13 protein-coding genes are annotated in these 12,954 nt (G+C 46.4%); 12 read left to right on the plus strand and 1 reads right to left on the minus strand.

All coding sequences use genetic code 11. The features are described 5' to 3' along the window. Nucleotides 1-92: 92 nt before the first annotated feature. Nucleotides 93-1,133 (minus strand): DUF6076 domain-containing protein, encoded by a 1,041-nt coding sequence (locus DWX65_RS12870; protein WP_008816376.1) that lies wholly within the window; start codon nucleotides 1,131-1,133, stop codon nucleotides 93-95. A gap of 302 nt (nucleotides 1,134-1,435) precedes the next feature. On the opposite strand from DWX65_RS12870, the gene DWX65_RS12875 reads away from it, so the two are divergent. From DWX65_RS12875 to DWX65_RS12930, 12 genes are all read left to right on the plus strand, one after another. Continuing rightward, nucleotides 1,436-1,660 carry a helix-turn-helix domain-containing protein gene (locus tag DWX65_RS12875; protein WP_005362423.1) on the plus strand — a complete coding sequence of 75 codons (225 nt, stop codon included), beginning with the start codon at nucleotides 1,436-1,438 and terminating at the stop codon, nucleotides 1,658-1,660. A 147-nt stretch (nucleotides 1,661-1,807) separates the two neighbouring features. Beyond that, nucleotides 1,808-2,011 (plus strand): hypothetical protein, encoded by a 204-nt coding sequence (locus DWX65_RS12880; protein WP_004614949.1) that lies wholly within the window; start codon nucleotides 1,808-1,810, stop codon nucleotides 2,009-2,011. A gap of 286 nt (nucleotides 2,012-2,297) precedes the next feature. Further along, a complete protein-coding gene (locus tag DWX65_RS12885) occupies nucleotides 2,298-2,615 on the plus strand; it encodes a DUF3847 domain-containing protein (RefSeq protein WP_008816380.1) in 318 nt (105 codons plus the stop codon). Between the two features lie 2 nt (nucleotides 2,616-2,617). Then, the gene (gene mobQ / locus DWX65_RS12890; RefSeq protein WP_074104019.1) at nucleotides 2,618-4,090 is read left to right on the plus strand and encodes a MobQ family relaxase; all 1,473 of its coding nucleotides are present in this window, start codon (nucleotides 2,618-2,620) and stop codon (nucleotides 4,088-4,090) included. A 47-nt stretch (nucleotides 4,091-4,137) separates the two neighbouring features. After that, complete coding sequence (locus tag DWX65_RS12895; RefSeq protein WP_014079457.1) at nucleotides 4,138-4,878, plus strand: CHC2 zinc finger domain-containing protein; 741 nt, start codon at nucleotides 4,138-4,140, stop codon at nucleotides 4,876-4,878. Beyond that, nucleotides 4,763-6,103: a virulence-associated E family protein gene (locus DWX65_RS12900; RefSeq protein WP_009321442.1), complete on the plus strand. Its 1,341-nt coding sequence runs from the start codon at nucleotides 4,763-4,765 to the stop codon at nucleotides 6,101-6,103. The genes DWX65_RS12895 and DWX65_RS12900 overlap by 116 nt, the downstream gene beginning before the upstream one ends. Nucleotides 6,104-6,373: 270 nt before the next feature. Beyond that, nucleotides 6,374-6,559 carry a hypothetical protein gene (locus tag DWX65_RS12905; protein ID WP_004849804.1) on the plus strand — a complete coding sequence of 62 codons (186 nt, stop codon included), beginning with the start codon at nucleotides 6,374-6,376 and terminating at the stop codon, nucleotides 6,557-6,559. Nucleotides 6,560-6,666: 107 nt separating this feature from the next. Then, complete coding sequence (locus DWX65_RS12910) at nucleotides 6,667-8,289, plus strand: recombinase family protein (protein ID WP_008791695.1); 1,623 nt, start codon at nucleotides 6,667-6,669, stop codon at nucleotides 8,287-8,289. A gap of 69 nt (nucleotides 8,290-8,358) precedes the next feature. Then, nucleotides 8,359-8,877 carry a hypothetical protein gene (locus DWX65_RS12915; protein WP_118173560.1) on the plus strand — a complete coding sequence of 173 codons (519 nt, stop codon included), beginning with the start codon at nucleotides 8,359-8,361 and terminating at the stop codon, nucleotides 8,875-8,877. Next, entirely contained in the window at nucleotides 8,870-9,169 is a 300-nt protein-coding gene (locus DWX65_RS12920; protein WP_118173561.1) for a hypothetical protein, read from the plus strand. The genes DWX65_RS12915 and DWX65_RS12920 overlap by 8 nt, the downstream gene beginning before the upstream one ends. Before the next feature lie 279 nt (nucleotides 9,170-9,448). Then, nucleotides 9,449-11,167 (plus strand): methyl-accepting chemotaxis protein, encoded by a 1,719-nt coding sequence (locus tag DWX65_RS12925; protein WP_118173562.1) that lies wholly within the window; start codon nucleotides 9,449-9,451, stop codon nucleotides 11,165-11,167. Between the two features lie 46 nt (nucleotides 11,168-11,213). Further along, entirely contained in the window at nucleotides 11,214-12,905 is a 1,692-nt protein-coding gene (locus DWX65_RS12930) for an EAL domain-containing protein (protein WP_118173563.1), read from the plus strand. Nucleotides 12,906-12,954 lie beyond the last annotated feature (49 nt).

The raw sequence follows: 12,954 nt of genomic DNA on the forward strand, positions 1-12,954 counted from the left end.
ATAGTTCTTCCAAAAGTTTGATGATAATATTACCATTCATGGAAGAAGCAATCTGTTATTGCAATAATGCGAAATTGACGATAGAAAGTTTTTCATATCTCGGTCAGCTCAACAATTACATTACTCTGCTGATACAGCCAGTCCGTAAATTCTTTCGGGCTGGCCGTTCCTGTTTTTACAGCCTTTTTTCTCTGTAAGGCTTCTTTCTTAAAGTCGGAAAAGGAAGCCTGTATTTTTTCCAGACGGTCAGCCGGAAAGCCTGCGGTATTTTTTACCCGGTTTATTTTGTTGCGCCAGTTCTGGCATTCATTTTTATAAAGCAGGTCATAGTTATTTTCTCTTGACCTCTCGTCAAATTCCCGCTTGTTTTGAAGCGCCTGTGCTTTTCGGCACTTGTCGCTGCACAGCTCATACCGCTGGCTCTTTGCCAGAAAATATTTTCCACAGACCTTGCACCGCCGGAAGCAAAGCCCCCAGTCATTCAGCCTGTTCAGATAATAGGTAATCAACGGGTAGAGGGACGCATAGGCAGACACACATTCTTCTGTGCGCCGGTTGTCCGGGAACCAGAGGTCAAGCCGGGTATCTTCTGACGGTGCGCCTTTGAAATAAAGGCTGCCAGCTTGAAATTGTTTCGGTTTTCCTGTCTCCCTGTCAAAGCTCATGGTTTCGTTTTGGAATACCCCGGTCAGTCTGCTCATTTTATCCATGAAGCGGTCACAGGCAGCGTTACGGTCACGGGGTTCTCTGGCAAGCAGATAGCTGTTCCAGATACGGAACGCCACATACATTTTCAGAGGGTCGTTGCTAAGATATTTCTCCCAAAGAAATTCGCTTGCCGCCTGCTCCAGCTCCGGCTGTTTCCATCGGTTGGAGTGGAGAGCTTGCCGCAGCGGAGAAAGCCCGTATAAGTTCCAGTCTCTGTCCGTGTCACGCTCAAAGTTTATCAAAAAAGTTCCCAGTGGGCGTGTCATATCACAAAGCACCTCTGCGTTTTGGCTCCCGTTCAGACGGAAGCGGATCTGCTGTTCTTCCCCAATCAAAATCCGCTCTTTCATTTTCTTCCTGTCCAGCGTCAGGACAAACAAAATCCTCTCAAAACATGGCTCATGCCGTATAAACTGATTCTCCATCCCTATCCCCTGCCTTTGTTTATGGTAATTATATAATTCAGTTATATCCGTTACACTCATGGTATCGCAGAATCATTGTTTTGTCAAGGATAGTACGCTATGATGATTGCGGTTGGTAATTTCGTACCGCACAGTACCTTGACAAGTGAATGACCGTCCAAAAGGGATATGACCGGCAGGAGAAGTGACGCATTCGGCGCACCAATGCAGGGAAACACCGCAGGAATGGGGCAGGAAAACGGCTTTTGGGGAGAACGGCAACAGGAAGCATTTTAACCTATTTGATTTATGGGAGGAACAGAATGAACGATAAAAAGAGATTGAACAGCTACGAGGATTTACCGCTGGTTCTGGATGTGGCGGACATTCAGCGGATTATGGGAATTTCAAGAGCGAGCGCCTATGAGCTGGTACACACACCCGGCTTTCCAGCGTTCCGCAGGGGCAGACTTATCAAGGTCAGCAAAATTGCTTTCTTTGAATGGATGGCAAAAGGCTCCGAAACCGTACCGGGAAGCGACAAATAAGCGTGAGGTATCATTCCCTGACTTGCAATACTGCCGCACTTTCCAAAGGGGCATACAGAGGGAAAAAAACTTAAAAATGATACCGAGACGCTACATCAAAACAGCCTATCTGCGTACATCAGATAGAAACGGAGAAAGGAGCCGGTTATGGCAAGAATGAGTAACAAGCGGCGGTTGGAATGGTCTTTCTTCTTAAATGACCGCAGCCGTATCACTTACAACGAACTGTGCCGGAAATGCCAGCACGAATGTAAACAGAGCTTCCGGGCGGTTGTGGTTGACTGCCCGAAGTATCTTTCCAAGCGTTCCAAGAAAAAGGACAAGACTGCCGGAAACGGCAAAATCCCTTAGGAACTAAGGGCGCACTTCTATACATAGTCTAAAGACCATGTATCGTGCGTCCTGCGGAGCTTACCTCTGCCGCTGATAAAATCAGCAATCCGAGGTCTGCGTTCGCTTCGCTCCGACAAGGTGGCTACCCCCCCTTGCGCCGCTAAAGCGGCTATCCCCTGTGTACCCGCCGCAAAGAGAAATCCGCTCTGCGGTTTTCCCTTTTCATCGGGTTTTATAGAAGCACTGACACACGGACTGTCTGCGGATGGTCTTTCTTTATCTTATCAGCAAAGGATGTGAGAACATGGAAAAATCTTTGGAACAGTTGAAGCAGGAATATGAAAAAACCACTGTCCTGCTGGAACAGGAAAAACGGAAAATGCAGCGTTTGAAAAACCGGCAGGCGTATCTGGAAAGCGGTTCCCGGAAACAGAGGACGCACCGGCTGATTACCCGTGGGGCAGCTATTGAGAGCATTGCACCACAGACAAAGGAGCTATCCGAAGCGGAATTTTATTCCCTCATGGAAAGCATTTTGAATCTGCCGCAGGCGGAGCATTTCATCCGGTCTGCCACAGAGAACCACGCCCGTATTTCCGGGCAGGAGAAAGGCGGTGACTAAGGATAGCACTTTATCATTTTTCAATCGCACAGATCAAGCGCAGCGCCGGTCAGAGCGCCATTGCCAGCGCAGCCTATCGAGCCGGGGAGCGTCTTTACAGCAGCTACTATGGAGAAGTCAGCGACTACACCAAAAAGGGCGGCGTGATCGCTTCGGAAATCATGCTGCCGCCCCATGCGCCGGAAATATATCTTGACCGGGCGACCCTCTGGAATGCTGTGGAGAACTGCGAGAAACATCCAAAAGCACAGCTTGCCTATTCCTTTGATATTGCCATGCAGAATGAATTGACGCTGGAAGAAAACATGGAGCTGGCGAGGAAGTTCGTACAGGAGCAGTTTGTGACAAAAGGCATGATTGCCGACCTTGCTTTTCACAGCCCGGAGAAAGAGGACGGCGGCATCCCTAACCCGCATTTTCATGTGATGACAACCATGCGCCCTTTGAACCCGGATGGCACATGGGGACAAAAACAGCGTCGGGAATATCTTCTTGATGAAGATGGAAACCGAATCCGGGATAAAAACGGCGATTATATGTTTAACGCTGTCCATACAACAGACTGGCATGAGCCGGAAACGCTGGAACACTGGCGGGAGCAGTGGGCGGCTGCCGTTAATACAAAATTTGAGGAAAAAGGGCTGGATGTGCGTATCGACCACCGTTCCTATGTGCGGCAGGGGCTTGACCTGATACCTACTGTCCACGAGGGAGCTAATGTCCGGCAGATGGAAGCAAAGGGCATCCGCACCGAGAAAGGGGAACTGAACCGCTGGATTAAAGCCACCAACCGGCTCATGCAGGATGTGAGGAAGAAGATCAAAGCCCTGTTTGTCTGGATGGCAGAGGTAAAAGAAGAACTTTCCAAACCGCAGACACCGAGCCTTGCCGACCTGTTGATCGCTTATTACAACCAGCGCAACGCAGGGGCATGGAGCAATAAAGCCAGAACCGGAAACTTAAAGCAGTTTGCCGAAGCCGTCAATTATCTGACGGAAAACAAGCTGCTCACATTAGAGGATTTGCAGGAGCGTCTTTCCTCTGTCAACGAAGAATTTGAAGCGTTAAGCGACTCCATGAAAAAGAAATCTGCCCGGATAAAGGAATTGCAGGAATTGATACGGGAGGGCGAGAATTACCAGCGGCTAAAACCTGTTCATACGGAATTGAACAATATCAAGTTTAAGAAACAGAGGGAGAAATTTGAAACATCCCACGATGCGGAGTTACGGCTGTTTTATGCCGCCCGCCGTATTTTGAAAGAAAAACTGGACGGAAAACCCATTGCCCTGAAAGCATGGAAACAGGAATACGCACAGTTAAAAACAGAGTATGCCGAACTGTCTCCGCAGCACAAGCCACTCCGGGAGGAAGTCATACGGCTACGGCAGGTGCAGAACGCCGTAGATACCGCACTGCGCCGGAGGGAGCAGCCACAGGCAGTACAGAGAAAGAAACATGAGATGGAGCTATGATATAACCGGCAGCTTTACCGCTACCAGTATTTTTATGGAGGGAGCATTTGAATGTATTTGAAGCGGTGAAACAGTCTGTTACCACCCGGCAGGCTGCTTCATTCTATGGAATCCGGGTGGGGAGAAACGGCATGGTCTGCTGTCCATTCCACAATGACCGCACGCCCAGCATGAAAGTGGACAGCCGCTTTTACTGCTTCGGCTGCGGGGCTTCCGGGGATGTGATCGACTTTGCCGCTTTGCTGCATGGATTGGGGAAACGGGAAGCTGCGGTCAGGCTTGCGGAGGACTTCGGCGTTTCCTATGAGAAATCCGGCAATGCGCCGCCAGATAGGAAGCGTCACAACAGGTCACAGCCCCGACAAAAATCAGCGGAGCAGAGATTTCAGGAAACGGAACGGTATTGTTTCCGGGTGCTATGCGATTATCTGCGCCTGCTGGAGCATTGGAAAACAGCACACGCCCCACAGCCGCAGGATGCCATCTGGCATCCTCTTTTTGTGGAAGCGTTGCAGAGGATAAGCTACACAGAATACCTTTTGGATATTTTGTTATACGGAGAAATAGAAGAAAAAGCGGCATTGATCGCCGCACAGGGAAAGGAGGTGTTGCGGCTTGAACAGCGAATTTCAGAGCTTGCCGCCGGAAACGCAGGAAGCGGTCAAAAGGACGATGGACACAATGGAACCGGCGCAGACACCGGCAGAAATCCGGGAAACATTAGAGGGGACGCAGAAAGGCGGCGTGAAGAACAGCATCCGAAACTGCCTGACGGTGTTCCAGCGTGACCCTCTGTTTCGCGGGGCGCTGCGCCTGAACCTTTTGACGGAGCAGATTGACATTGTGAAGCCGCTGGGCTGGGAGCGCACCAGTACCACGCTGACCGACATGGACATGAACTACCTGCTTTTGTATCTGGAAGAAAATTACGGGCTTACCAGCGAGAAAAAGGTGCAGAGCGCCATCAAGATTGTTGCCAATGAAAACCGCTACCATCCAGTCAGGGATTACCTGAACAGCCTGCAATGGGACGGCACAGAGCGCATCCGTTACGCCCTGCATCACTTTCTGGGAGCCGATACGGACGAATACACCTATGAAGCCTTGAAACTGTTCCTGATGGGAGCCATCCGGCGGGTATTCAGACCGGGGAGCAAGTTTGAGGTCATGCTCTGTCTGGTTGGTGGTCAGGGAGCCGGGAAATCTACCTTTTTCCGGCTGCTGGCAGGCAGGGACGAATGGTTTTCAGACGATTTGAAAAAGCTGGACGATGAAAATGTGTACCGCAAGCTGCAAGGGCATTGGATTATCGAGATGTCGGAGATGATTGCCACAGCCAACGCCAAGAGTATTGAGGAAATCAAGTCATTCTTAAGCCGCCAGAAAGAAACCTACAAAGTGCCGTATGAGACACATCCGGCAGACCGGCTGCGGCAATGTGTATTTGGAGGGACGACCAACCGGCAGGACTTTTTGCCCCGTGACCGCACCGGCAACCGGCGCTTTCTCCCCGTGACGGTGTACCCGGAACGGGCGGAGGTTCACATACTGGACGATGAAGCGGCGGCGAGGGCGTATATCGAACAGATGTGGGCGGAAGCCATGACGGTTTATCGCAGTGGGAAGTATAAGCTGTCATTCAGCATGGAAATGAACCGATACCTGAACGCCCACCAGCAGGACTTTATGCAGGAAGACACACAGGCCGGCATGATCTACGCCTATTTGGAGGACTACACCGGCGACAGGGTATGTTCCAAGCAGCTTTATGAGGAAGCGCTGGGGAACTTAAATTCCCCGGCAGACTGGGAGACACGGGCAATCTGCGAGATTATGAATACCGGCATTGCGGGCGGCATCATACAGGGCTGGGTAGCCTACAAAAGCCCGAAGCGGTATAAGAAATACGGTTCTCAAAAAGGCTGGGAGCGTGTCAACCAAGCTCCGCCGGAGGGGGACGGTTTTCAGGAAATCACGGAAGAAGAAGCCCGGCAAATGGAACTTCCATTCTGAAAAGCCACCGGTTGACAGTTTGGTTGACGCTTTGGTTGACAGCCGGTTGACGGGGAAAAGCCTGATATTTGGGGCATTTCTCTCCTTTGTCAACCATGTCAACCAAGAAATCAAAGAAAAAGTAAAAAGTAATAATAGAGCGCCTATGGATTGTTTTCAAAGTCTTTTCTGCCGGTTGACACGGTTTGGTTGACACGGAGACAGTCTGCGGCTGTACACCTGTCTGACATTCCCTTGTCGGGCATATTTCATTTATGGAGGTAACTGCCTATGGCAAAAAGCAAAAACGAGAGCAATAACAAAAACAGCGGCACCCTGCTTACCGAAAAAGACGGCACCCAGTATTTTGTCATGGGGAAAGTCCGTATCAAGGTATCGGAGCATTTCGCACAGGATGGGAAGCCGCTTGACAGCCTGCTGGAAGATGTGATCCAGCACGCTGCCGCCGCTTCCTGAAAAAATACGGAATAACGACTGTCAATCAGCCCACGCTTATGATATACTTGTACCAGCGAGTATTGTATAAGCGTGGGTTGTTTCTTTTAGAAGGAGGATTTTTAACCGTGAAACAACCATACAATACAACGATTTATAACACTGCACTATATTTGAGATTGAGCCGTGACGATGAATTACAGGGGGAAAGCGGCAGTATCCAGACCCAGCGCATGATGCTTAGACAGTATGCCGCAGAGCATGGGCTGACCGTTGTAGACGAGTACATTGACGACGGATGGAGTGGGACAAATTTCGAGCGTCCAAGTTTCCAAAGGATGATTGATGACATCGAAGACGGGAAAATCAACTGCGTTGTCACAAAGGACTTATCCCGTCTGGGAAGAAACTATATCCTGACCGGTCAGTACACGGAAATCTATTTCCCCAGCAAGGGAGTACGCTACATTGCCATCAATGACAATGTGGACACCATCAACGGAGAAAGCGAGCTTGCACCGTTCTTAAACATCCTGAATGAAATGCACGCCCGACAGACCAGCAAAAAGGTCAAGGCTGCCATGCACACAAGATTTGCCAATGGCGCACACTATGGAGCCTATGCACCGCTGGGCTATGTAAAAGACCCGGACAAAAAAGGTCATCTTCTGATCGACCCGGAAACACGCTGGATTGTAGAGAAGATTTTTGACCTTGCTGTACACGGGCGTGGAGCCGCCAGCATTACACGGATTCTGGTGGAGGAAAAAGTACCTACCCCCGGCTGGCTGAACTATGAAAGATACGGGACTTTCGCCAATATCTACGCCGGTGCGCCCGCAGAAAAAGCCTATGCGTGGACGATAGCACAGGTCAAGAGCATTTTGAAAGAGGAAACCTACATCGGTCACAGCATTCACAACAAGCAGAGCAACATTTCATTCAAGAACAAGAAAAAGGTGCGGAAGCCGCAGGAAGAATGGTATCGTGTGGAAAATACCCACGAAGCCATCATTTCTGAAGAAGTGTTCCAAAAAGTTCAGGAGCTGATTGCAAGCAGACGCAGGAAACGCAGAAACGGTACGACACAGATTTTCGCAGGATTGATAAAATGTGCAGACTGCGGATGGTCTTTAGCCTATGGGGAAAACAAGCAGAATAAGAACCCATACGGGTACTACCATTGCAGCAAGAACGGGCAGGGATTACGCCAGTGTTCCATGCACTATATCCGCTATGATGTACTGTATGCCTATGTGCTTGCAAGACTGCAATACTGGTCTATGCTGGCACAGAAAGACGAGGACAAGCTGCTGAAACGCCTGCTCAATGCCAGCGACAGGGAAAGAAACTCTGCGAAGAAAAAGCAGGCTGCGGAGCTGAAAAAGGCAGAGAAGCGTAAAGCCGAGGTTGACGGGCTGTTTGCTAAAATGTATGAGGACTGGTCTGCCGGACGCATAACCGAGTATAACTTCAATATGCTGTCCGAGAAGTACCAGAACGAGCAAAAGGAGCTTGAAACAAAAATAAGACAGCTTCACGAAACGATGGAAGCCGCCGTACAGACCGCAGCGGATGCTGAAAAGTGGATTGCCCTGATGAAACAGTATGTCAACCCTGTGGAGCTGACCGCCGAACTTCTGAACACTCTAATTGAAAAAATAACCGTCCACGAAGCTGTCAAGGGCGAGGACGGAAGCCGTGAGCAGGAAGTAGAAATCTACTACCGCTTCATCGGCAAAATCGACTGACCTTTCTTTTTTACCCAACAATATCTTTAATTAAGGGAGACGGGAATCTCATTTCCGGATATTGAATTAATGGAGAAGCTGGCACAGGTATTTCAGGTGGATGTTGCTGATATTATCCGGGGAGAAGAGGCTGGCAGGGCAGAGCATACGGTAAATGAGCTGGTAAAAGATACTATAGATATTGCAAAGAGGGAGAAAAAAAGACAGATACGAAAGTACCGGTGGGTGTTGTGTATTCTGTTTGTGCTATTTGGAGTTTTAATCGGATACAGTGTAGAGAACATTCAGAAAAATTATATTTTAGAATATCATTTATGCATGAATGCAGTGGTTGAATCGAAGGGTGAGGTGATTTATGTAAGAGAGACAGATACAAATGGAAAAAATCCCGGAAAGGTATATCGTCTGGCGCAAGATGATGCAATCCCGGTAACATTACCGGATGGAAGTGCCGGAAGTTTTAAAGATATTAAAGAAGGACAACATATTCAAATCTGGTATTTGGGACACCGGGTATTATGGAAAAATGCATGGATACCGGGCGTAGAAGAAGTAGAGATTACAAAGGAGGTTAAAAAAGATGTATAGAATAAAAAAAGTAATTTGTTGTGTGATAGTATTGGCAATATTGGGGAGTATGCCAGTAAATGCAAAAGAAGTATTACAGAATGAAAATGAGGCATGGGATATAGAAAAAGGAAACGCAAGAACTATATTAATAATTACAAAAGATGTTTGGAGTCCTTCTGATAGAGTGTGTGTACGGGCAACATTACAGATTCAAGATTCATATAGCCAGATAGTGGGAATATCAAATGTAGAAATATGCGGCTCGTTAGCAACAGGAGTATCAAATATGAAAGCAAATACCTTCAAATGAGGTTGTTATACTACCATCATTACTTAATTACGGTTGCAAAAAAATAAGCTAAAAAGAAATATCCACTTGTAAGGACAATCTTATAAGTGGATATATTTTTACTGATATTTTTCAAAGTAAAGGTAACGATTTGTTACTTTAGATATGAAAAATTACCGTAGAAAATAATTTAATGCTTTTTTGATAGATTTTTCCAATAAAGTATGCTATTTTAGTTCTATATATGGATAAACAAATGTGATAAAAGATCCATAATTTACAAAGGAAGGGAAAACTATCATGGAAAAGATCAAAAAGCGTATAGCTAACTTAAAGGTTGCAGGAAAATTAAAAGTATATCGAATGACAGTGCTTGTTATGACATTATTTTTAGTGTTGGTGGCACTGATCTCGACATTAGTGATCCGTTCAAATATAGAGAAGATTACGGAGGTCTGGTCTCCGTCATTGGAATATCTGCAGGATTTAGAGACAATGACTGCGAAATACAGAATCAAACAGTATCAGCATCTGGTAGAATCAGATGATGCAGTCATGAACTCCTGCGAAGAAGAAATCCAGAAGCTGGAGAGTCAGATCCAGGATACCAGTGTGAATCTGGATGCAATCATGTCCGCAGACAGTGATGCTCAAAAAGGACAGGATGATTACAAAGTAGCAAGCGCTGCATGGGAAACATACAGAGATGCTTCAGATGAAATCCTGAAGTTGAGCCGTGAGGGTAAACAGCAGGAAGCATCGAAACTGATGACCGGAGAGGTGTATGAAGACTATAAGTCATTTGCTGAGAAATTAACTAAATTAAGTGATGCGTTCCAGGCAGAATTAGACCGGGCAAAGACCATGGCCAATGTATGCACCATCATCATATTTGTCGTGATCGTGGCAGCAGGTCTTGCGATTGCTGTAGTGACGACACTGATCGGAAAGATCATTACCAATTCCATTACCGAGCCGGTAGAACAGATAGAGGCAGCAGTTGCCAGCCTGCGTAAGGGCGAACTGTCTAATGTAGAAATGCTTACCTATGAGTCTGAGGATGAGCTTGGCGATACCATCAGAAATCTGAAAGAAGCCATGGGTATTCTGGCAGATTATGTCAGCGAGATCTCTGTGGAGGTAAAGGCAATAGCGCAGGGTGACCTGACCAGAAATGGTGATGATATTACAGATTTCCTAGGAGATTTCTCGGAATTGAAGGCATCACTGCTGTATATTCTGAAACGGTTTAACAGTACCCTGACCGAGATCAGCAATCTGGCAGAACAGGTATCATCGAATTCATCCGAGGTGGAAAATGCATCAAAATCCCTGGCGGACGGTGCAACAGAGCAGGCAGGAGTCATCGAGGAATTGAATGCCACCATTGATACGGTCGTGGATCTGGCGGCAAATACAGCGAAGGAAACACAGAGTGCATCTGCACGTGTAAAAGCCTCTGCAAATAAAGCGAATGAAGAAAAAGAAAAAATGAACGATCTGCTGAAGGAAATGGAGCACATTACAGAAATCTCCAAGGAGATCGGTAATATTATCACAGATATCGAGGATATTGCATCCCAGACCAACCTGTTATCCCTGAATGCTTCCATTGAAGCTGCCAGAGCAGGAGAAGCAGGAAGAGGATTTGCAGTAGTGGCAGATCAGATTGGCAAGCTGGCAGCAGACAGTGCAAAATCTGCTGTAAATACAAGAGATCTGATCGATAAGACCTTAGTGGAAATCGAAAAGGGCAATATGATTACAAGAACAACAGCAGAATCATTCAATCAGATCATTGCAGATATGGAGTCCTTTGCAGAGCTTGCAGAGAACACCATGGAGAAAGCCAACTCCCAGGCAGAGTCCTTGGAGCAGATTGGCCAGGGAATTGAACAGCTGTCCGGCGTAGTACAGGGCAATGCTGCATCCTCCGAAGAGAATACTGCAATCAGTATTAATCTGGCAGAGGGAGCATCCAAGATGCATGACCGTGTGAATATCTTTAAGCTATTCTAGAAAATGGCAGGAATAGAGTGAAGTTGTCGGAAGGAAGGTTCTTGTTGTGATTAATGATATATTTAGAGTGTTTGGAGAGCAGACAGCAGAAATCTTATTTGAGATCATTACAGGATGTATGGATGATTACCTGTATATATTTGATTTGCAGAATAATACCTTTGAGATTTCACAGTCAGCTGTGAAACGGTTTAATATGTCGAAAAATGTTCTGACAGATGCTGCAAATGAAGTTATGAAGGTAGTATATGAGGAAGACCGCAGGATGCTTGCAAAGCATCTTGCGGATATATGCGAAGGAAGAGAAAATGTACATAATCTTCATTACAGGTGGCTTGATAAAGAAGGTATGCCGGTCTGGATTAACTGCCGTGGTATCGTGATCGTTGATCAGCAGGGAAAGGCAGAGTATCTGGTCGGGTGTCTGAATGAGACCGGCAACAGGAGAAGAGCCGATAATGTCACAGGACTGCTTGGCGGGCCGGAATTCCTTGCTTATCTGCGTGCACAAAAGGAACCCATTTCCAAGGGGTTTCTTATGCATATAGGAATTGATGATTTCGGAGCAATCAATAGCTCCAGGGGAACTGATTATGGTAATTATATCCTGAAAAGCGTAGCCGGCTGTATGAAGGAATGCCTTTCAGACAAGCAGAGAATTTACCATCTGGTAGCGGATCAGTATGTGATCGTGGATCTGGAAGCTTCCTCCGCAGAAGACGCTGTGGCACTGAAAGAAAAGATTACAGATAAACTTCATAATTTCATAGTAGCCGAAAATTATGAAGCTATATTTTCTATTTCGATTGGTGTTATAGATGCAGCAACATTTTGTGAGGGAACCGAAGAATGCCGCAAAAAGTTTGAATTTGCCTTGAAACAGGCAAAAAGCATGGGTAAAAATGGATTCTATATTTTTGACCAGGATGACTATGAGGTCTTTTTACGAAAAGGAAGAATCATAGCAACACTTCGTAATGCTATTGTGAACCATTATGATGGCTTTGAAGTATACTACCAGCCGATCGTGGACTGTCAGTCCGAACAGATCATTGGAGCAGAGGCACTGATGCGTTTTTCCATGATAACGGAAGAAGGGCGGGAGTTTGTTTCACCGATGGAGTTTATCCCATTATTGGAAGAGACCGGATTGATCATTCTCGCTGGAAGATATATTTTGAACGAAGCTGCAGCAATGTGCTGTGAAATGCAGAAATATATTCCTGACTTCCGGATGAATGTAAATGTATCCTATGTTCAGATTCTGCAAGGCAATGTGGAGCGGGATATTCTGGATGCAATTCAAAAATATTCATTACAGCCGGAATGCTTATGTGTTGAAATGACAGAAAGCGGATTTATGGATATGACACCTTCGTTCTGTAAATTTCGTAAAACTCTGGACAAGAACGGAATTCCCTTTGTGGTCGATGATTTTGGAACAGGATATTCGAATCTTCATTGTATCCGTGATATGAATCCAAGTTACGTGAAAATGGATAGGGATTTTACTGCCAAGGCGATGAACAGTGCGAGGGATTATGAATTATATAAAAATATCATCCCAATGGTACATAGTATTAACGTCAGGATATGCGCAGAAGGCATCGAGGAAAAAGAATGGCTCCTAAAAATGAAAGAAATGAAGGTTGATTATCTGCAGGGATATTATTTTGGAAGACCATGTGGAGAGAAACAGTTTCTACAGCAATATGTCAGTGGCATCAATGTTAAATAAAGAGAGTAAGAGTTATAGGACAAAATGTGTTGATGAAAACCGCTTTCAA

It is taken from the genome of Roseburia sp. AF20-18LB, assembly GCF_003461185.1.
Taxonomy (GTDB): Bacteria; Bacillota; Clostridia; order Lachnospirales; family Lachnospiraceae; genus Roseburia_C; species Roseburia_C amylophila.

Coding starts and splice junctions, on each gene's coding strand:
- DWX65_RS12870 (WP_008816376.1), bottom strand. CDS start 1,133: ATGGAGAATCAGTTTATACGGCATGAGCCATGTTTTGAGAGGATTTTG.
- DWX65_RS12875 (WP_005362423.1), top strand. CDS start 1,436: ATGAACGATAAAAAGAGATTGAACAGCTACGAGGATTTACCGCTGGTT.
- DWX65_RS12880 (WP_004614949.1), top strand. CDS start 1,808: ATGGCAAGAATGAGTAACAAGCGGCGGTTGGAATGGTCTTTCTTCTTA.
- DWX65_RS12885 (WP_008816380.1), top strand. CDS start 2,298: ATGGAAAAATCTTTGGAACAGTTGAAGCAGGAATATGAAAAAACCACT.
- DWX65_RS12900 (WP_009321442.1), top strand. CDS start 4,763: ATGGACACAATGGAACCGGCGCAGACACCGGCAGAAATCCGGGAAACA.
- DWX65_RS12905 (WP_004849804.1), top strand. CDS start 6,374: ATGGCAAAAAGCAAAAACGAGAGCAATAACAAAAACAGCGGCACCCTG.
- DWX65_RS12915 (WP_118173560.1), top strand. CDS start 8,359: ATGGAGAAGCTGGCACAGGTATTTCAGGTGGATGTTGCTGATATTATC.
- DWX65_RS12920 (WP_118173561.1), top strand. CDS start 8,870: ATGTATAGAATAAAAAAAGTAATTTGTTGTGTGATAGTATTGGCAATA.
- DWX65_RS12925 (WP_118173562.1), top strand. CDS start 9,449: ATGGAAAAGATCAAAAAGCGTATAGCTAACTTAAAGGTTGCAGGAAAA.